Genomic DNA, 19,028 nt, shown 5'->3' with positions numbered 1-19,028 from the left:
GGACCCCTTCCCTCGGCTCAGCCGAGGGAAGGGGGCCTTCACGCGCGACCGCTGCACCTGGGGCCACAGCGGAGGTCCTGAAAGGTGTGAAGGTCGCTCCAGCCGTCATTGCCACTCACGAGCCTTTAGGCTCACCCCATGAGCGATGACGACCGCGACGGGGTCAAGCTGAGCAATCTCGACCAGCCGTTGTTCGAGGACGCCACCAAACGCGACCTGGTCGACTATCTCGACGCCGTCGCCGGCCGCATCATCCCCGTTTTGGCGAACCGGCCGCTGTCGGTGATCCGCATCCTGCGCGGCCAGGGCCCGTTCATGCAGAAGAACCTGCCCAAATACACCCCCGAATGGGTCAAGCGGCACGGGATGTGGGCGGAGACCTCGAAGCGGGAAGTGTCGTACGCGCTCTGCGACGACCGCCGCACGCTCATGTGGTTCGCGAACCAGCGCGCCGTCGAATACCACCCGACGTTGATGCGCGTGGGGGACGATACCGGCCCCACCCATCTCGTACTGGACCTCGACCCGCCGCCCGGCGACGACTTCGCGCACGTCGTGAAGGCCGCGGCACTGGTGCGGCAGGCGCTGGCGGACTCCGGGCTCGCCGGAGCGGTCAAGACCAGCGGTTCCAAGGGAGTGCACATCTTCGTCCCGCTGGTTCCCGGACAGGCGTTCGACGACGTCGCCGCCGCGACCCGCGCGCTCGCCGCCCGGGCGGAACAGGCCGACCCTTCGATCGCCACGACCGCGTACATCGTCGAGGACCGCGAGGGAAAGGTGTACCTCGATGCGGCACGGGCGGGTGGCGGGACGGTCGCGTCGGCGTACAGCCCGCGGTTACGCCCGGGGCTGCCGGTGTCGTTCCCGGTTTCCTGGAATGATCTTGAAAACGTCGTTCCGGCGGATTTCACCGTTTACACCGCGCCCGCTCTCTTGGGCGACAAGGACCTTTGGGCGGAAATGATGCCCGAACCGCAGTCACTCCCCGCTGACCTCGTCGAACAGGGTCATACGATCCCGATCGCCCGCGTCGTGGCGATGCACGAAGGGAAACGCCGCGCGAGGATGCGTGCTCAGAACGGCTGAACGCCGACCTCTCCCCGGCGTTTTGTGTACCTTGGACCGCATGGGGCGGGGTACTGGGGGCTTTCGTGGGGAAGAACGACGCTGACGTGCTCATCCTCGGTGCGGGCCCGGCGGGGCTGGTATTGGGGAATTTGTTGCGAGCGGCCGGAATCGACTGCCTGATCCTGGAAAGGCGGAGCCGGGAGCACGTCGAAAACCGGTCGAGGGCCGGGTTCCTGGCGGCGAACAGCGTCCGTGTTCTCACTGAGAACGGGCTCGCCGACGGCTTGCTGCGCAACGGGGCCGAGCACGATACGTGTGCTTTTCGCAGCGACCGGGCGGAATTCGAGCTCAACTATCGCGAACTCGGCCGCGGTGAGGTGCACACCGTTTACCCGCAACAGTTCCTGGTCACGGACTTGATCGCGGAGTTCCTTTCCCGCGGCGGGGAGATCCGGTTCGGCGCCGAGGTGTCTTCGGTGTCGGGGACGGACGCCACCGTCATCGCCGATGATCTTTTGTTGCGTGCCAAGTACATCGCGGGCTGCGACGGCAGGCGCGGCGTCTCGCGCAGGTCGGTGCCCGCGCGGGTTTTCCCGCGAGACCACGGGATCTCCTGGCTCGCGCTCCTCGCCGAGGCGCCGCCCAGCATGTCCGCGACCGGGTACGCGATCCACGAACGCGGTTTCGCCGGCCATATGACGAGGACGTCGACGGTGACGCGGTATTACCTCGAAGTCCCGCGCGGGGAAGATCCGGACGACTGGACCGACGAACGCGTCTGGGACGAACTGAACCTGCGGATGCGCGCCGAACAGTACGGCCCGTTGAAACAGGGCGCCATCGTCGAACGCCGGATCGTGGACATGGGATCGCATGTGATGGACAAGATCCAGCGCGGGAACCTGTTCCTCGTCGGCGACGCGGCCAGCCTGATCAGCCCGGCCGCGGCGAAAGGCGCGAATCTCGCGGTGCTGGAGGCCGAAATCCTCGCTCGGGCGTTGATCGCCGCCCACCGGAAGAAAGACACGGCACCACTCGACCGCTACTCCGCGGAATGCCTGCCGAGGATCTGGCACGCGCAAGAATTCTCCCACTGGCTGATCAACCTGCTGCACGGTCCGTCCGGGCACGACGACGAGGCCGTCTTCCAGCGGGCGCTGCGGGACGCGCGGCTGGAAAGCCTGCGGGTTTCCCGCGCTCATCAGGATTTCTTCGCCGAAAACTACGTGGGTATCTGACCCCTTTCGAAGCCAGACACGCCCTAGCCCGCGCGCACGGTGGGCCGCTCGACGGGGAGGAGCCGGACGTCGTCCGACGGGTCTCTGGCGGGTTCCTCCTCGGTGATGAACCGCAGCGTCCCGGTGTCCTGGCGGGTCACCATCCGCGCGCCGTGCCAGCCCGACGGGATCCAGCCCGCCCGCAGTTCGCGGCGCAGCTTCTCGGCCCTTCGGCAATGACGCGCGAACGAATGCCGCCGGATGACGCGCCCGCGCGCGACTTGGCCCGCGCGGGCCTCTTCCGGCGTCACGTCCAGCCACAGCAGCCGGACCGGGCGGCGGCTCAGCAGGCCGAGCAGGGCGAGCAGCCCTCGCGTGCTCGCCCTGGTCGACGGTTCGTGCACCACCATCGGGCCGTCGTCGGTCAACGCGAACCCGACGACACGCGCCCGGTGCCAAAGGTGGACCAGCGGCCGGTAGAACCGGTACGGCAGCGCGGCGGGCAGCCGTGCGCGCAGCCTGCCGCGGACCTGGTCCGAATCGAGCACCGGCATCGCGCCGGTCGCCGCCCGGGACAGCAGGGTGGTCTTTCCGGCCCCGGGAATCCCCGCGACCACCAGGAGGTCGCGGCGGCCGAGCTGGAGTGCGATGCGCTCAGTCATAAGGCGTCAACGACCCGGCGGATGGCAAAGGTTCCTTTACTTTGATCGCCGCGGCTCCGGTACAGGTCAGGCCTCCGCGTGGGTCGCCGGGGCCTCGGAAGCGGACGGCGGCTTGTCGGGGAGCAGCGTCCCGCCCTTGGTGAGCCAAGCAACGCCGAACGCGAGGATCGCCACCGATTCCAGCCACAGCGCCGGGTAAAGCGACTTCGTGACGTCGTCGAAGAACAGGCCGCAGAGCAAGATCAACGCCAGGCACACCAGCATGATCACGCCCGAGGTGACGTACAGCCGGTTCCGCTCGGGTTTGCGGGCGCCCGGGATCTCCTTGTCCGACTTGGTGAACAGCACGATGCAGAAGAACGCCAAGGTGAGGAAGAAGACCGCGGCGAAGCCGAGGTGGAGCCTGCCGATGATCACGTCCGCGCGTGTCCCGTTCGACGGCGTGGTCGGGAAGAGCGCGACGCCGACCGCGGCCACCGCCGCGATATTCCCCGCGATGTCGTCGATCCGGCCGTAACCCCGGTAGGACAACAGGAAGACACCGATGGCGCACATGGTGCCGACCCAGACGTCACGCATCCCCGAGTAGTAGTAGCCGCTGATCGAGTTGAGCAGCCCGCCGCCGTCGGCGAACATCTTCCCGAACACCAGCACGAAGGGCAGCCCGATCCCGAGGCAGCCGATGGCGCGCCGCAAGAACAGGTAGTTGTGGACGAGGTTGTCGGACGCTGTTCTCAGGCTCATGGCCGCCTCCGTGCTCAGTGCGTTTCGCTACCGGGAAGTATCGGCGACGTGAGCACGGAAAATGACACTTCGTGACGACGTTGAGACCGTCTGTTACCAAATTGGCTACGCGGCGTCCAGTACGACGGCGGTGACGTACCCGCCCATTCCGATCGACGTCTTGACGGTGAGCCCGCTTTCCGGCCTTGACGGGCCGCCCATCAGCTGCGGATGCCCGTCCGCCACCGGTTTCGGTGCCGGGATGAGGTCGCGTTTCGCCGCGAGGCAGGTCGTCACGATCTCGGTCAGCGCGCTGCCGGACTGGCTGTGCCCGGTCAGCGGTTTGATCGAGTAGATCTCCGTGCTGCTGGGAAACACCGCTTCGAGGATCTGGGATTCCGTGCGGTGACACAGTTTCGTGCCCGTCCCGTGTGCGTTCACGTACCGCACGTCGGCGGCTTTGGCGTTGGCGTTCTCCAGTGCGTCGGTCACCGCCGAAATCGCGGTCGTCGGGTCGGGGTCGAGCGCCATCGCGTTATGCGCCTCATGGGTCATGGCGCCGCCGAGCACGGTGGCGTACGCGTCGGTCTTCTGCCGCGTCATCACCACCGCCACCGAGGCCTCGGAGAAGGTGAAACCCCTTGTGCCCTCCTGGAAAGGCCGGCACGCCTCAAGTGGCGGCGCGTCGGTGATCGCGACCCCGCAGTGCACGAAATGCCGCACCACCTGGCGGGTCGCGGAAACGTCGGTGGTGACCACCACGACGTCGTCGGCCATTCCCGCGTCCAGCCACATCTTCGCGGTGAGCACCGCGGCGTTGCCGGTCGCGCACATCGCGGACGCGGTCATCGACGGGCCGCGGAAACCGAATTCGGCCATCAGCGAGGTGATCGGCGTCGACGGCATCATGCCGATGAACTCGCGGCGGTACGCGAGCCGTTCGCCGAGAGCGTGGAAGCCGTCCCAGGTCCGCATGTCGTCGCGGACGCCGCCGTAGATGACGCCGACCCGGCGACCGGGTGTCCAGCCGTGCGCGCCGGCGTCCTCGATCGCCTCCCGTGCCGAGGCGAGCAGTGCGCGGCAGTGCAGGCTGCCGTCCCTCGGTCTGCCGCCTTCGGGGACGTGCCCGACCCAGCCGGGTAGTTCACGTGTTTCGCCGAACCCTTCGACGAGCTGGGCGCCCGGGACGCCGCTCGTGAGTCCTTCCCACAGCGATTCGCGCCCCCAGCCGTAGGCGGTTACGGCGCCGATGCCGCAGATGTCGGTTTTGCTCCGCACGTGTTTCCCTTCAACTACATTCCGTCAACACTGGGGTGGGAAAGCCTGGGCAATCCGCTGGTCGAGGACGGCTACGTCGATTTAGTGATCTAATCGGAAGCTACATCAGTCAAGTAGGGGGTTTGGATCACATGGATCCTGACGATCTCGACGGTGGGACTCCCGACACCCACCGCCTGAATCAGGATTCCTCGCCAGCGAACGGCACCGCGGCCGGCACGGTTGGAGTTCCCGACCCGTCCGGCGGGGTGGCAGGCCGGCATGCGTCGCTCGTCCGGTTGCTGACCGAGCTGTCCGCCGAGAGGGATCATCGCGGCGATCCCGCACTCGCCTTTCTTCGTGATGGGTACCGCCTTTTGGAGCAAAACCCCGACGGCGGCACTCTGGGTACTCAATACCTCACGATGGTCGAAGCGAGTCCGTACGGGATCTGCGTTCATACGCGCGGCAAAGTCGTGTTCGTCAACTCGGCCGCGATGCGGTTCGTCGGCGCGACGGTTTCGACCGAACTCGTCGGGCTGCACATCACCGACATGGTCGACGCCCCCTCGCAGGACCCGCTGCTCGCGCGGATCGGTTCGCTGGCCTCTCCCGGTTCGTTCAGCGATCCGACCGAGATGACGCTGCTGACCCTCGGCGGCGGCAAAGTCACCGTCGAGTCCCAAGCGGTGCTCACCACCTGGGAAGGGCAGCCCGCCTACCAGGTGATCATGCGCGATCTGAGCACGCAGAAGGCGGCCGAGGCCGGGCTCCGGTTTCAAGCCGCGCTGGTCGGCCACGCGAGTGACGCGATCATCGCGACGTCGCCCGATGGGCTGGTGACGAGCTGGAACCCGGCGGCCGAGGCGGTCTACGGGCACGAACTCGAAGAGGTCATCGGGGTCCCGGTGGCCGAGGTGGTCGGCGCGCCGATGGACCCGAGGGAGGTGGTCGCGTCGGGCGGTGTCCTGCAGGCGACGCACTTCCGGGCCGACGGCTCCGCGCTGGCGGTGCGTGTCTCCGCGGCCGAGATGTTCGACGGCTACGTGCTGCTGTGCGCCGACGAGACCGCGCAGCGCCGGGCGGAGGCCGAATTCGCCACCGTCGTCGAAACACTCGACGAAGGGGTGCTGGTCGTCGGCCCCGGCGGGCGGATCGAGCTGGCGAACTCCGCCGCGCACCGGATCTCCGGCGTACCGGAAGGCTCCCTGATCGGGCTGGAGAGCCGGACGCTGCGGCTGCATGACGAGAACGGTATGCCGGTGCCTGTCGAGGATCTGCCGTCCGCGCGGGTGCGGCGGTCCGGGAAGGTCGAGACCGGGCGGGTCGTGCAGGTGCGGCGGCGCGACGGCGCGCACCGCTGGCTTTCGCTGACCTCCGGCCCGCTGATGGCGCCCGGGCAGAGCGTGCCCTCGGTGCTGACGTCGTTCGCCGACATCACCGAACGGCGCGCGATCAGCGAACGGCTGGCTTACGAGGCCACCCACGATCCGCTGACCCGGCTGGCGAATCGCACGCTCGCGCTCAATCACCTGCGGCTCACGATCGCGGATCCGGCGTGTACGGCGACCGTGCTGTTCATCGACCTCGACAAGTTCAAGATCATCAACGATTCGCTCGGTCATACCGTCGGCGACCAGGTGCTGCGCATCATCGGCGAGCGGCTGCGGGCCGCCGCCGGGCCATCGGACCTGGTCGGACGGCTCGGCGGGGACGAGTTCCTGGTCATCACCACCGGTTATACCGAAGCCGCCGAGGTGCGCGCGCTGGCAGACCATCTGCAACGGCATCTCGCGCAGTCGCTCACCGTGCACGGCCGGGAACTGCATATCAATACGAGCATCGGAATAGTGGTCGCCGAACCCGGTGATACCCGCATCGCCGACGAATTGCTGGAAGACGCCGATCTGGCGATGTATCAGGCGAAAACATTCGGACCCGGGCGTTACGCGTTCTATGCGCCGATCATGCGGGAACGGGTCCAGGATCGTTTCATCCTGGAACAGGATCTGCGGAACGCCGTCGCGGAAGGCCGGATCGAGACCGTTTATCAGCCCGTCGTCGATTTGCGGACCGGCGGTATGGTCGCGGTGAAGGCGAAGTCCCGCTGGGATCATCCGGTCCGGGGCCCGATCGATCCCGCGGAATTGGTCGAGATCGCCGATGACAGCGATCTCTTGACGATCATCGGTGCGGACGTCCTGGCCAAGGCCGCCGGCGAGATCTCCCGATGGCGTGCCGATCATGGTGTGCACTGTAATGTGAATGTGAGTCTTTCGGTGCGCCAATTGGGCGATCCCACGTTACTGCAAGTGGTCCAGACCATTCTGGACGATGCGGGGCTGGTACCGAGTGACCTGTGTCTCGACGTCGACGAAACGGCGTTGAAAGACGCGGCGGACGCCGTCGACGCGCTACGGAAAACTGGGATCAGGGTCACCGCGGAACGGTTCGGTGCCGGGTATTCCTCACTCGCCCAGTTGTGCCGTCTCGATCTGAACGTCATCGAAATCGATCGCTCGTTCGTGGCCGACCTCGGAATGTCGAGTGACGCCGAACCGATCGTGGCCGGAATCATGGCGATGGCACACGCCGTCGACCTCGTCGTCGTCGCCGAAGGGGTCGAGACCCCGCAGCAGTTGAAGGTTCTGCATGAACTCGGCTGCGATTGGGCGAAAGGGCCACTGGTCGCGCCGCCGGGTCCGGTCGAGGAACTGAGGTCCGCGTACGAGCACGTCGTCCGGGTCTGAACGGCGGCGCGCTCACGGCTGGGTTGGTCGTGAGTGGCGCCACTCACGAGCTTCCGGTGGGCTCGGGTACTGGCGCCCGTGTGCTCGTCTGAGGTACATGAAGGCCCCCTTCCTTGCGCCTAGGTACAGGAAGGGGGCCTTCCCGTACTTGGGAAGGTGTGAAGGTCGAGTTTCTTCGGCTGAGCCGAGGGAAGGGGTCCTTCACGCGGCGCGGCTGTGACTGTTGGGGCGGGTGGGACTGCTGGGGTCCCTGTGGTGGCGGGACGCCCCTGAAGGACTCCTTCCCTACCTACCTGGGAGTAGGGAAGGAGGCCTTTCGCGGCCCGGCACGTTCGGGCGGGCGGGCCGGGTGGGCGGCAGTGGTCGGGGCGGCAGCGGTCGGGAGGGAGAGGCCCAGACGGGCCAGTCGGGGCGGCAGCGGTCCGGAGGGGAGGCTCCAGACGGGCCAGTCGGGACGCCAGTGGTCCGGAGGGGAGGCTCCAGACGAGCCAGTCGGGACGCCAGCGGTCCAGCGGTCCGGAGGGTCCAGAGGGGGGTCTGACCTGCGGTTAAGCGCAAAAGTGATAGCAAAGGTCCCTTGCTGCCGCGCCCGGGGTGATAGCTGTACCTACTAGTATGTACGCTCCTGTCGTGGACAAGAGGGAACAGCTCATCGAGAGCACTCGCGAGCTCCTGTGGGAGCGCGGGTACGTCGGTACCAGCCCGAAAGCGATCCAGGAGCGCTCCGGCGCCGGTCAGGGCAGCATGTACCACCATTTCCAGGGCAAGTCCGGGCTCGCGCTGGCCGCGATCGGCCGCAACGCCGACGACCTGCGGGCCAGGGCGGAGGCCGAGTTCTCCGGTCCGGGCACGGTGGTCGAGCGGATCACCGCGTACCTTCGCCGCGAGCGCGACGTGCTCAAGGGCTGCCCGGTCGGCAGGCTCACGCAGGATCCCGACGTGATGGCGGACGCGGAGCTGCGAAGGCCCGTCGAGGAGACCTTCGGCTGGGTCACCGGACGGCTGGCGGAACTGCTCGACGAAGGCCGTGCGGCGGGTGAGCTGGACGCATCGCTCGATCCCCTCGCCACGGCCACCGCGCTGGTCGCGGTCTTGCAGGGTGGTTACGTCCTCGCCCGCGCCGCCGGATCCCCGGACGTGTTCGCGAAAGCCGTCGACGGCGCCCTCGGGCTCCTCGCCGCAAAGGAGAACTGACATGCCCTTCGTTCGCATCGACGCACTCGGTACCGACAAGCTCGAAGCCCTCGGCAACGCCGTTCACGACGCGATGGTCGAGACGCTCGGTATCCCGGACGACGACCGCTTCCAGGTCCTGAACGGCGGTGGCATCCTGAAATACGATGACTACCTGGGGATCCATCGAGACGAGGGTGTCGTGTTCATCGCGATCACCATGCGGCCGGGACGGACCGATGAGCGGAAGAAGGCGCTGTACCGGCGGATCGCGGAGCTGGCCGAGGAGTACTCGGGAACCGAGCCGCGGAACGTGCTTGTCACGATCAACGAAACCGATTTGATCAACTGGTCGTTCGGGAACGGCGAAGCGCAGTACGCGTGATCAAGCCACGTCGGCGGTGACGCGCCGAGCGGTACCGAAGGCGTGTTGCTCCAGCAGCCACCAGCTGTCCCGCCCGAACGACCACGTCAGCAGTCCCAGCGCCCCGAGCGTGACCGCGAAGGCAGTCCACAGTGGCAGGATGGTCGAAGCCGCCGTGACCAGCACGATGCCCTGCACCGCCGCGACCGTCTTCCGCGCCATGCTCGGCGGCAGCGGGTTGTTCAGCCACGGCCACAGCCTGCTCGCGCCGACGAAGACGTACCGCATGGCGCCGATCGTGAGCACCCACGGGCCCAGCGACTGCGCGACGACGACACTGAGGATCAGGATCAGATACGCGTCGACCTCCAGGTCGAAGCGCGCGCCGAGCGGCGACGCCGTCCTGGTGCGGCGCGCGACCTGGCCGTCGACGGCGTCCAGGGCGAGTGCGACCGACGCGATGACGACCATCGTGACGATCTCCCGTCCCGCGGTGTCGACGATGAGCGCGGTCACGCAGCCGACCAGCGCGGAGCGGCCGAGTGTGACGGCGTCGGCCGGGCCGAGGGAACGCGCGGTGCCCCGGTTCAGGCCGTAGGTCAGGAATCCGCCGACGGCGATGCCGTAGGCCGCTCCGGCGATCCAGCCCAGCGGGCCCAGTCCGACGACGGCGTCCAGCACGCTCAGCAGCGCCAGCTGGACGAGGACCCCCAGGAAAATTCCGGGGTTGATCACGAGGCCTCCTCGTTATGGTGATGGTGACCCTGCCTCCAGAGTCGCTATGAGAGGACACGATGGAACGCGCCTTCTGGTTCAGTGGTTCCGGTGACGGCGAGCTCAGGCCGGTCACGCTCCCTCCGGTCGGCGACGGCGAGGTGCTGGTCCGCACCCTGTGCAGTGGCGTGAGCCGCGGCACCGAGACGCTCGTCTTCCGCGGCGAGGTCCCGCGGAGTCAACGAGAGTCGATGCGTGCTCCGTTCCAGGAAGGTGACTTTCCCGGTCCCGTGAAGTACGGCTACCTCAACGTCGGCGTCGTTGAACAAGGTCCGGCCGAACTCGTCGGCCAGGTCGTTTTCTGTCTCTATCCGCATCAGACGCGCTATGTCGTCCCGGCTTCGGCCGTCACGCCGGTGCCGCACGGGGTGCCGCCGGAGCGCGCGATCCTCGCCGGGACGATCGAGACCGCGGTCAACGCGGTGTGGGACGCGGCGCCGAAACTCGGTGACCGGATCGCGGTGGTCGGTGCGGGCATGGTCGGCAGCAGCGTCGCGAAGCTGCTGTCCGGGTTCCCGGCGACCCGGGTCCAGTTGATCGACGTCGACCCGGAGCGAGCGAAGATCGCCGAAGCGCTCGGTGTCGACTTCTCGGCACCGGAGGACGCGCTGGGCGACTGCGATCTCGTCGTGCACGCCAGCGCGAGTGAGGCCGGGCTGACGCGTTCGCTGGAATTGCTCGCGCCGGAGGGCGAGGTCATCGAGCTCAGCTGGTACGGCGACCGCAAGATCAGTGTCCCGCTCGGCGAGAACTTCCACTCGCGACGGCTGGCGATCCGCAGCAGCCAGGTCGGCATGGTGTCGCCCGCTCGTCGCGCGACTCGTGGCTACGGCGACCGTTTGGCGCTCGCTTTGCGAATCTTGTCGGACCCCGCCTTTAAGGTGCTGGTCAGTGAGGAATGCCGGTTCCACGAGCTGCCGGACGTACTACCGCGTCTCGCCGCGAATGAACCGGGAACGCTCTGTCTCCGTGTCACCTATCAGCTGGAGGACACGCGTTAAGGGCACGACCTGAGGAGGTCCGTTGTTCAGTATCACCGTCCGTGACCACGTCATGGTGGCCCACAGTTTCCGCGGCGAGGTCTTCGGACCGGCGCGGCAACTGCACGGTGCGACCTTCGTCGTGGACGCGACGTTCCGCCGGTCCGGACTCGACGCCGACAACATCGTCGTCGACATCGGCAAGGCGACCGAAGAACTCAAAGCCGTGCTCGCCGACCTGAACTACCGCAACCTCGACGACGTGCCCGAGTTCGCCGGGATCAACACCTCGACCGAATTCCTGGCGAAGGTCATCGCCGACAGGCTCGCCGGCCGCGTGCAAGCGGGTGCTCTCGGCGAAGGAGCCCGCGGGCTCGAAGGCATCACCGTGGCACTGCACGAATCCCATGTCGCATGGGCGAGTTACGAGCGAGCGCTGTGAACAGCCTTCACGTCGTCCTGCCCGACGACATCGACGACTTGAGCGCGCCCAGCGGCGGCAACATCTACGACCGGCGGCTGTGCGACGGGCTCACCGCGACGGGCGTGGAGGTCCACGAGGTCCCCGTGCGCGGCAACTGGCCCCGGCCCGACACCGAGGCCCGCAAGGTCCTCGCACGCAAACTCGCCGAACTGCCGGCCGGTTCGGCTGTCCTGCTCGACGGGCTCGTTGCCTGCGGGGTGCCCGAGGTGATCGTGCCCGCGGCGCAACGGTTGTCGATCGCGGTGCTGGTGCATTTGCCGCTCGCGGACGAAACAGGGCTTTCGCCGTCGCTCGCCGCCGAACTGGACGGCCTGGAGCGTGAGACGCTCGGAGCCGTCGACGTCGTGCTCACGACCAGTGACTGGGCGGCACGGCGGCTGGTCGGGCATCACGGCCTCGACCCGCATCGTGTGCACGCGGTTCCTCCCGGCGTCGACAAGGCCGAAGTCGCTTCCGGGAGCCTGAGCGGGACACATTTGATCTGCGTCGCCAACGTGACTCCGCGCAAGGGACAAGGCCTGCTCGCGGAGGCGCTGAAGTCGCTTCGGGACCTGCCGTGGATCTGTGAGTGCGTCGGCGCGATCCGTCGCGAGACGCGCTACGTCGAGCGTCTACGGCGACACACCCTCGGCGACCGGTTCACGCTGACCGGCCCCCGGACCGGCGAAGCGCTCGAAGCGACGTACGCCGCCGCAGACCTCCTCGTGCTGCCTTCGCGTGCCGAGACCTACGGCATGGTCGTCACCGAGGCACTCGCACACGGCATTCCCGTGCTGGCGACCGCCGTCGACGCGCTGCCGGACACGCTCGGCCAGGCACCCGACGGCAGTGTGCCCGGAATGCTCGTCCCGGGGGAGGACGTCAAAGCGCTGTCCGCGGCCCTTCGCCGCTGGCTCACCGAGCCTGACCTGCGTGACAGGCTTCGCGCCTCCGCTCGCCTTCGCCGCGAGACGCTGACCGGCTGGGACGCGACAGCCCGCGGCGTCGCCGCCGTGCTGCTGAAGGAAAGGACGGCGGCATGACCAAGTACGCCCCCAGCTGGCTGCATTTGCGCGAGGACGCCGACGCCACCGCCCGCGCGACCGAGCTTCTCGAACCGGTCCGGTCGTTCCTGCGTGGACAGGACGAGGTCGTCATCCGCGACCTCGGCTGCGGCACCGGGTCGCTCGGCCGCTGGCTGGCCCGGCGCCTTGCCGGACGGCAGCGCTGGATCCTGCACGACCGCGACAACGATTTGCTCATCCACGCGTCGGCCCGCACCAGCCGTCCGGAGCACGCCATGGACGGAAGCGAGGTCACCGTCGTCACCGAACAGCGTGACATCACCGCACTGCGTGCCGCCGACCTCGCCGGGACGTCGCTCGTGGTGGCCTCGGCGCTGCTCGACCTGCTCACCGCCGAGGAGATGAGCAGGCTGGCGGAAGCCTGCGTCGAGGCGGGCTGCGCGGTCTTGCTGACACTGAGCGTTTCGGGACGGGTCGTGCTGTCGCCCAGCGAGAAGTTCGACATCGAGATCTCCGACGCCTTCAACGCGCACCAGCGCCGCGTGACCGAGGGCCGGTGGCTGCTCGGCCCGGACGCGGTGGAGGTCGCTTCCGGGGTGTTCGCACGGCTCGGCGCCACCGTGCGGCGCGCGTCCAGCCCCTGGCGGCTCGGTGCCGATCAGGCCGCGCTGACCGCGGAATGGCTCACTGGCTGGGTCGGCGCGGCCTGCGAACAGCGGCCCGAACTCATCCCCGACGCCGACACCTATCTGCGGCGGCGGCTCGCGCAATGCGCGGCGGGAGAGCTGAACGCGATGGTCCAGCACGAGGATCTCCTGGTGCTGCCGCCGGAAGGGCGAGTGACGGCGTGAAGCGGTTCTGGCCGTGGCTGAAGATCCTCGGCGCACTCGGCATTCTCGCCGTGCTCGTCTGGCAACTGGGCACACAGGCCTTCTTGGACGGACTCCGCGAGGTCGACGCCGGCGGTATCGCCGCCGCGCTCGGGATCGGCTTCGCCACCACGGTGTTCAGTGCCTGGCGCTGGTGCCTGGTGGCGCGGCGGCTCAGTCTCAAGCTGTCGCTGGGAAGCGCCGTCGGCGAGTACTACCGCGCGTTGTTCCTCAATGGTGTGCTGCCTGCCGGTGTACTCGGCGACGTCAACCGCGCCGTGCGGCACGGCCGCGAATCCGGTGACGTCCTGCGTGGCGTCCGCGCGGTGGTGCTGGAGCGGACCGCCGGGCAGATCGTGCTGATCGGAGCTTCGGTCACGGTCGTGATCGGGGCGCCTTCCGTGGTGCCGCCACCGATCGACAAGGTCGTCATGGTCGCCGGGATCGTGGTCGCCGTACTCGCCCTCGCGGCGATCGTCACCGGGATGACCGCGGGGAAACGGTGGATCCACAGTGGCTCGAAGTGGCGGCGCGGGTTCGCGATCACGCTCGCCGACCTCCGGATGGGCTTGCTGACCAAGGAAACGTGGCCTGGCGTCAGCCTGCTTTCGGTGGCCACGCTGGCCGGGCATCTCGCCCTGTTCGTCGTCGCCGTGCGAGCGGCCGGGGTCACCGCGCCGGTCGGGGAGCTGCTGCCGCTGATGATCCTCGCCCTGCTCGCGATGGGCCTGCCGCTGAACATCGGTGGCTGGGGACCGCGGGAAGGCGTCTGCGCGGTGCTGTTCGGCGCGGCCGGACTCGGTTCGGCGCAGGGCGTCACCGTCGCTGTCGTCTACGGCGTGCTCGCGCTCATCGCGAGCCTTCCCGGGGCGGGCGTACTGCTCGTCCGCTCGTTAAAGACCCATCGCATCGGCACCCCCGCCGCACCGCGCCTCGCGGCCCGTGTCGTCAGGACACCCGTACGGATTGGAGACACGCGATGACTGTCGAAAGGGTCGTGGAGACCAGATTGCCGACTCAGTACGGCGTTTTCACCGCGTATGGGTACTTGGACGCCGACGGCACCGAACAGATGGCGCTGGTGCACGGCGACGTCGACGGCTTCGACACGTTGGCACGGGTCCATTCGGAATGCCTGACCGGTGACGTGTTCAGCTCGATGCACTGCGAATGCGGTGACCAGCTGGCCGCCGCGCTGCGGGCGATCGTCGAGGAGGGCGCCGGTGTCCTCGTGTACGCGCAGGGGCACGAAGGGCGCGGCATCGGCCTGCTCGCGAAGCTGAAGGCGATGCGGCTGCAGGACGAAGGCCTCGACACCGTCGAGGCGAACATCGCGCTCGGGCTGCCGGTCGACGCGCGGGACTACCGTGCGGCGGCGGAGATCCTGAAGGATCTGGGGGTCCAGTCGGTGCGGCTGCTGTCCAACAACCCGACGAAGGTCGACCAGCTGAAGCTGCACGGCTTGCGAATCAGCGAGCGGGTGCCGCTGCTGGTGATGCCGAACGACGAAAACCTGCGGTACCTGCGGACGAAACAGGAGCGGATGCACCACCTCCTGCCGCACCTGGACTCAGTCACTTCAGCCGGGTCGTAAAGGGCGATTCGGGTTCTCTTGAGGGGTAAATCAACCGTGTCGTGGCGCCTTCGGGCCAGATCGTGCCCGGGGTTGTCGCGCCCCGCACTCGCGTGCCCAAACCCGGATCTCTCGTGCCTGAACACGTAACTTGCGTGCTTGAAGGCGTAACTCACGTGCTTGAAGGCGTAACTCGCGTGCCTGAAGGCGTAACTCGCGACTGGATGCCGAACTGGTGTGTGCGGGGTCTGAGCACGCGAGTCCCCTGTTCAAGCACGCGTGTTCCCTGTTCAAGCACGCGAGTTACGAGTTCAAGCACGCGAGTTACGAGTTCAAGCACGCGAGTTACGAGTTCAAGCACGCGAGTTACGTGCTCAAGCACGTGAGTTACGCCTTTGGCCTGGCGGCGGACCCGGCGAATAGAGCGATCGCGGTGAGCCGGGTACCACGACACGGTGACTTACCCTCAAGAGAACCCCGATCATCGCTTACGACAACGCGACCAAAGTCTCCCCGAAGCTCGCCACCAGCGACTCCAGCACCACCCGCCCCTTCTCCGCCGTCGCCAGCGAAGGACGTCCCACCACACCGGACTCCGAGTACGGCCGCAACCCCACGGTCAGCAGGTGCCGCCGGTCGTCCGCCAGGTGGTCCGCCTCCGCGAACCCGGGCCGGACCAGCGACGGATGGGCGTGCAACAGCAGGGAAGTCTCCAGTTCCCCGGCGTGCATGTCGCTGTCTAGCGACGTCTCCAGCCCGGCAGCGGAATGCGCGGCCTGCCAGCCTTCGACGCCGGGGAACAACGCCATCGGCGATGAAGACTCCTGGACCACATTGGACAGGACGTAGTTGCCGCCGTGTGCGTTCACCAGCACCAGCTTCGAAACACCGGACCGCCGCAATGAAGCGGCGACGTCGTTCACCACGGCGTACAGCGTCGCGGCCGAAATACTGACGGTTCCCGGCCAGTCCGCGTGTTCCTGCGAGCACGCGATCGTGATCGGCGGGAGCCGCAGGACCGGGTACGCGGACGCGACGGCGTCGGCGATCGTCGTCGCGATCACCGCGTCGGTGGCGAGCGGGAGGTACGCGCCGTGCTGCTCGAAACTGCCGATCGGCAGCACCGCGACGTCGGCGTCGCGTGCGCGTTCGTCGGCCGTCGTGGCCGTCGGGAACAAGTTCACCGGGCTACGGTAACCCCATGACCGACCATGCCGCATTGTTGTCCGTCGCCAGCGAGGCGGTCGCCAAGGCGACCGGGATCATCCGCTCGATGACGTCGTTTTCCGTTGCCGCCAAAGGTGATCGTGACATGGTGACCGACGTCGATCTCGCCGTCGAGGACACCGTCCGCGCGTTCCTGGCGCGGGAGACGCCGGAGATCGGGATCCTCGGCGAGGAACGCGGGCACGAGGGCGACAAGGACCTGTGGTGGGCGCTCGACCCGGTCGACGGCACCGCCAACTTCGCGCGTGGCATCCCGTTGTGCGGTGTCTCGCTCGGCCTTGTCGACGGCCTGAAGAGCACCGTCGCGGCGATCTCGCTGCCGTTCCTCGACGTCACGTACACCGCTGTCGAGGGCCAAGGCGCGTACGCGGGCGAAGAGCGGCTCGAAGCCTCGAAGGCGACCAAACTCTCCGACGCCATCGTGAGTATCGGTGACTTCGCGGTCGGCGAGGGCGCGGAGGTCAAGAACCGCGTCCGGATGGCGTTGCTGGCCGAACTCGGCGGCCGGGTGCAGCGCGTCCGGTTCCTCGGCTCGGCGGCGATCGACCTGGCCTGGGTCGCGCACGGCAAACTCGACGCGAGTGTCATCCTCGCCAACAAGCCGTGGGACACGATGGCGGGCGTCCTGCTGGTCCGTGAGGCCAGGGGAGTGGTCGTCGACTCCGACGGCAGCGACCACACGGTGGACTCGGCGGCCACCATCGCCGTCGGGGCCGGACTGCGTGACGACGTCGTCGCCGCCATCGCGCGGGTAACCGGTTGAACTTCTTCCTCTCAAGTGTGAACCGTCCGGGCCCGGTATCCGTGTCCCCTGGTAGGCGCCCCGCTGGTTCGTCGTCCGCACCTGGAGGTAACCCGTGTTCACCTCGAATATCCGCGTGACCGAACCGGTCGTTTTCGTCCTGCCGGGGGATGCCGAGGAAATTAGCGGCGAGTACGACCGCCGCATGTGCCAGAACCTCCCGGCCACCGGACTCCCGCTGCTGGAACTGCCGATCGCCGGTGAATGGCCGCTGCCTGGCCCGCTGTCGAGGTCGCGGCTGGCCCGTTCGCTCACCGCGTTGCCGGACGACACCGTCGTGCTGATCGACGGCACGGTCGCCTGTGGCGTACCGGAGATCGTCATCCCGCACGCGCGACGGCTGCGGCTGGCCGTGCTGGTGCACCAGCCGCTCGCCGACGACCCCGCGCTCGACCCGGCGCAGGCCGCCGAACTCGACGCCTGCGAACGGGAAACCCTGCGGCTGGCCGGAATGGTCGTCGCCACCGGGCCGTGGCTCGCGCGGAACCTGATCGACCGGCACGACCTCGACCCCACCCGGGTCTACGTCGCGACGCCGGGCACGGACGCGGCACCGCTCGCCGCCGGCGCGGACGGCGTCTCCCGCCTGCTGTGTCTCGCGCCGATGACCGCGCGCTACGGCCAGGACGTTCTCATCCAGGCACTGTCCACGGTCGACGAAGTGGCCTTCAAATGCGTGTTCGCCGGGTCGATGCGTCACGATCGGGCGTACGTCGACGAATTGCGCTGGATGGCCGAACGGCTCGGGCTCGGCTCCCGGATCAGCCTCATCCGGCCGCCGGAGGACCTCGACCTGGTCTACGACGGCGCGGATCTGCTCGTCCTCCCGTCGAGGGGCGGCACCGCCGGGCTGGTCGTCGCGGAGGCGCTGGCGCGCGGGATCCCGGTGGTGGCGACCGAAACCGCCGGCGCGCACGACGCGCTCGGCGAAGCACCCGGCGGCGGGGTACCCGGCATGCTGGTGCCACCCGGCAACTCGCCGGCGCTCGCGACCGCGCTGCTGAGATGGTCGCTCGACGCCGAACTCCGGCATTCCCTGCGGACGTCGGCCCTCGCGCGGAGCAGTGTCCTGGAGGAATGGGACGTCGCCGCGGGCAGGCTCACCGATGTCCTCTCCCGGCTGCGGGCCATCCCGCGTCAGCTGGCTTGATCATCGCCCGGAAGCAGCTATCGGGCCGATCCCCGGCTCGGTTGACTGAGCGGCATGCGAATCGTCGATCTTGCGTCCCGTCCCGACCTCCTCGATCCCGCGCTGAATCTCGGTGATGTCGGCGGTGAATTCATCTACCGGGGTTTCAGCGGCAAGATGATCACCCCGGAGCGGTTCCTGCGGCTCTGGTCCCGCTACTTCCTGATCGCGCTCGACGACGACGGTGTGCCGATCGCGCGGGCGCTGTCGGTCCCGCTGACCTACCCCGCCGACGATCGCCGCGAGCTGCCGGAACACGGCTGGGACGAAGCGATCCAGTGGGCGGCGCAGGACCTCATGGACGGCCGTGAGCCGGACACGTTGTGCGCACTCGAAGTCGTCGTGGCCCCACAGCGGCGGGGCACCGGCCTGTCCACGCCGATGTTGAAGGCACTCAAGGCGCGGGCCGCCGAAACCGGGCTGAAGCGGCTGATCGTCTCGGTGCGCCCGATCGGCAAGGAGGACGAGCCGGACGTCCCGATGGGCGAGTACGCCGTCCGCCGCCGCGAGGACGGCTTGTTCGCCGACCGCTGGCTGCGTACCCACGAACGGCTCGGCGCGCGGATGATCAAGGTCTGCCCGTTCGCCGTCACCATCTCCGGCTCCATCGCGGACTGGCACGACTGGACCGGCGTGAAACTTGAGGACGGCGACAACGTGATCCCCGGCGGCATCGCGCCGGTGAACGCGAACGTCGAGCGCGACTGCGGGGTCTACGTCGAGGCGAACGTCTGGATGGAGCACCCCTTCTGAGGGGGTCGTAAGTGATTTGGGTCGTTCTAACGAAGGGTGTTTAGGTACTTGCGGCGGGTGAGCTGGGTAGTGGCCGGTCCTTAAGGACTCTTTGAGGGACCCAGAGCCACCACGGTGGCGCGTGAAGGACCCCTTCCCTCGGCTCAGCCGAGGAAACTC

At 68.0% G+C, this 19,028-nt stretch carries 19 protein-coding genes; 14 read left to right on the top strand and 5 right to left on the bottom strand.

Translation table 11 applies throughout. From position 1 onward, the window contains the following. Positions 1-138 precede the first annotated feature (138 nt). Together AB0M65_RS31860 and AB0M65_RS31855 are read left to right on the top strand one after the other, a co-directional pair. A complete protein-coding gene (locus tag AB0M65_RS31860; RefSeq protein WP_364035917.1) occupies positions 139-1,086 on the top strand; it encodes an ATP-dependent DNA ligase in 948 nt (315 codons plus the stop codon). Positions 1,087-1,151: 65 nt separating this feature from the next. Next, the gene (locus tag AB0M65_RS31855; protein ID WP_364035914.1) at positions 1,152-2,306 is read left to right on the top strand and encodes a 4-hydroxybenzoate 3-monooxygenase; all 1,155 of its coding nucleotides are present in this window, start codon (positions 1,152-1,154) and stop codon (positions 2,304-2,306) included. Between the two features lie 23 nt (positions 2,307-2,329). Here the strand turns inward: AB0M65_RS31855 and AB0M65_RS31850 are convergent, their stop codons facing one another. The 3 genes from AB0M65_RS31850 to AB0M65_RS31840 all read right to left on the bottom strand — a co-directional run bounded on the left by AB0M65_RS31850 (position 2,330) and on the right by AB0M65_RS31840 (position 4,948). Then, complete coding sequence (locus AB0M65_RS31850) at positions 2,330-2,947, bottom strand: AAA family ATPase (protein ID WP_364035911.1); 618 nt, start codon at positions 2,945-2,947, stop codon at positions 2,330-2,332. A 66-nt stretch (positions 2,948-3,013) separates the two neighbouring features. Further along, complete coding sequence (locus AB0M65_RS31845; RefSeq protein WP_364035908.1) at positions 3,014-3,691, bottom strand: DUF998 domain-containing protein; 678 nt, start codon at positions 3,689-3,691, stop codon at positions 3,014-3,016. A 105-nt stretch (positions 3,692-3,796) separates the two neighbouring features. Then, the gene (locus tag AB0M65_RS31840; protein WP_364035905.1) at positions 3,797-4,948 is read right to left on the bottom strand and encodes a beta-ketoacyl synthase N-terminal-like domain-containing protein; all 1,152 of its coding nucleotides are present in this window, start codon (positions 4,946-4,948) and stop codon (positions 3,797-3,799) included. Positions 4,949-5,352: 404 nt separating this feature from the next. Here AB0M65_RS31840 and AB0M65_RS31835 point away from each other — a divergent pair, with 404 nt between their 5' ends. The 3 genes from AB0M65_RS31835 (at position 5,353) to AB0M65_RS31825 (ending at position 9,235) form a co-directional block, all read left to right on the top strand. Next, positions 5,353-7,677, top strand: a complete 2,325-nt coding sequence (locus AB0M65_RS31835) for an EAL domain-containing protein (RefSeq protein WP_364035902.1) — start codon at positions 5,353-5,355, stop codon at positions 7,675-7,677. A gap of 630 nt (positions 7,678-8,307) precedes the next feature. Further along, complete coding sequence (locus tag AB0M65_RS31830; protein ID WP_364035899.1) at positions 8,308-8,871, top strand: TetR/AcrR family transcriptional regulator; 564 nt, start codon at positions 8,308-8,310, stop codon at positions 8,869-8,871. A gap of 1 nt (position 8,872) precedes the next feature. Continuing rightward, a complete protein-coding gene (locus AB0M65_RS31825) occupies positions 8,873-9,235 on the top strand; it encodes a tautomerase family protein (RefSeq protein ID WP_364035896.1) in 363 nt (120 codons plus the stop codon). Here the strand turns inward: AB0M65_RS31825 and AB0M65_RS31820 are convergent, their stop codons facing one another. Then, on the bottom strand, positions 9,236-9,949 hold the full coding sequence (locus AB0M65_RS31820) for a CDP-alcohol phosphatidyltransferase family protein (RefSeq protein ID WP_364035893.1): 714 nt from the start codon (positions 9,947-9,949) through the stop codon (positions 9,236-9,238). A gap of 59 nt (positions 9,950-10,008) precedes the next feature. Between AB0M65_RS31820 and AB0M65_RS31815 the strand changes: the two genes are divergently transcribed. Genes AB0M65_RS31815 through ribA form a run of 6 tightly spaced genes read left to right on the top strand, consistent with a single transcriptional unit; the run spans position 10,009 to position 14,919 of the window. Next, positions 10,009-10,989 (top strand): zinc-binding alcohol dehydrogenase, encoded by a 981-nt coding sequence (locus AB0M65_RS31815; protein ID WP_364035891.1) that lies wholly within the window; start codon positions 10,009-10,011, stop codon positions 10,987-10,989. Positions 10,990-11,011: 22 nt separating this feature from the next. After that, complete coding sequence (locus tag AB0M65_RS31810) at positions 11,012-11,410, top strand: 6-carboxytetrahydropterin synthase (protein ID WP_364035889.1); 399 nt, start codon at positions 11,012-11,014, stop codon at positions 11,408-11,410. After that, positions 11,407-12,474 carry a glycosyltransferase family 4 protein gene (locus AB0M65_RS31805; RefSeq protein WP_364035887.1) on the top strand — a complete coding sequence of 356 codons (1,068 nt, stop codon included), beginning with the start codon at positions 11,407-11,409 and terminating at the stop codon, positions 12,472-12,474. The genes AB0M65_RS31810 and AB0M65_RS31805 overlap by 4 nt, the downstream gene beginning before the upstream one ends. After that, the gene (locus tag AB0M65_RS31800; RefSeq protein ID WP_364035885.1) at positions 12,471-13,307 is read left to right on the top strand and encodes a class I SAM-dependent methyltransferase; all 837 of its coding nucleotides are present in this window, start codon (positions 12,471-12,473) and stop codon (positions 13,305-13,307) included. Before AB0M65_RS31805 ends, AB0M65_RS31800 begins: the two co-directional genes overlap by 4 nt. After that, positions 13,304-14,308, top strand: a complete 1,005-nt coding sequence (locus AB0M65_RS31795; protein ID WP_364035880.1) for a lysylphosphatidylglycerol synthase transmembrane domain-containing protein — start codon at positions 13,304-13,306, stop codon at positions 14,306-14,308. Before AB0M65_RS31800 ends, AB0M65_RS31795 begins: the two co-directional genes overlap by 4 nt. After that, the gene (ribA, locus tag AB0M65_RS31790) at positions 14,305-14,919 is read left to right on the top strand and encodes a GTP cyclohydrolase II (RefSeq protein WP_364035878.1); all 615 of its coding nucleotides are present in this window, start codon (positions 14,305-14,307) and stop codon (positions 14,917-14,919) included. The genes AB0M65_RS31795 and ribA overlap by 4 nt, the downstream gene beginning before the upstream one ends. A gap of 467 nt (positions 14,920-15,386) precedes the next feature. Here the strand turns inward: ribA and AB0M65_RS31785 are convergent, their stop codons facing one another. Beyond that, positions 15,387-16,082: a creatininase family protein gene (locus AB0M65_RS31785; RefSeq protein ID WP_364035875.1), complete on the bottom strand. Its 696-nt coding sequence runs from the start codon at positions 16,080-16,082 to the stop codon at positions 15,387-15,389. A 17-nt stretch (positions 16,083-16,099) separates the two neighbouring features. Between AB0M65_RS31785 and AB0M65_RS31780 the strand changes: the two genes are divergently transcribed. The 3 genes from AB0M65_RS31780 (at position 16,100) to AB0M65_RS31770 (ending at position 18,869) form a co-directional block, all read left to right on the top strand. Continuing rightward, positions 16,100-16,888 (top strand): inositol monophosphatase family protein, encoded by a 789-nt coding sequence (locus tag AB0M65_RS31780; protein WP_364035872.1) that lies wholly within the window; start codon positions 16,100-16,102, stop codon positions 16,886-16,888. A 94-nt stretch (positions 16,889-16,982) separates the two neighbouring features. Continuing rightward, positions 16,983-18,077, top strand: a complete 1,095-nt coding sequence (locus AB0M65_RS31775) for a glycosyltransferase family 4 protein (protein ID WP_364035869.1) — start codon at positions 16,983-16,985, stop codon at positions 18,075-18,077. A gap of 54 nt (positions 18,078-18,131) precedes the next feature. Continuing rightward, positions 18,132-18,869: a Long-chain-fatty-acid--CoA ligase gene (locus tag AB0M65_RS31770; RefSeq protein WP_364035866.1), complete on the top strand. Its 738-nt coding sequence runs from the start codon at positions 18,132-18,134 to the stop codon at positions 18,867-18,869. Positions 18,870-19,028 lie beyond the last annotated feature (159 nt).

The organism is Amycolatopsis sp. NPDC051071, assembly GCF_040682875.1.
In the GTDB taxonomy this organism is placed as follows: Bacteria; Actinomycetota; Actinomycetes; order Mycobacteriales; family Pseudonocardiaceae; genus Amycolatopsis.
This window is presented reverse-complemented; position numbering and strand designations above follow the sequence as displayed.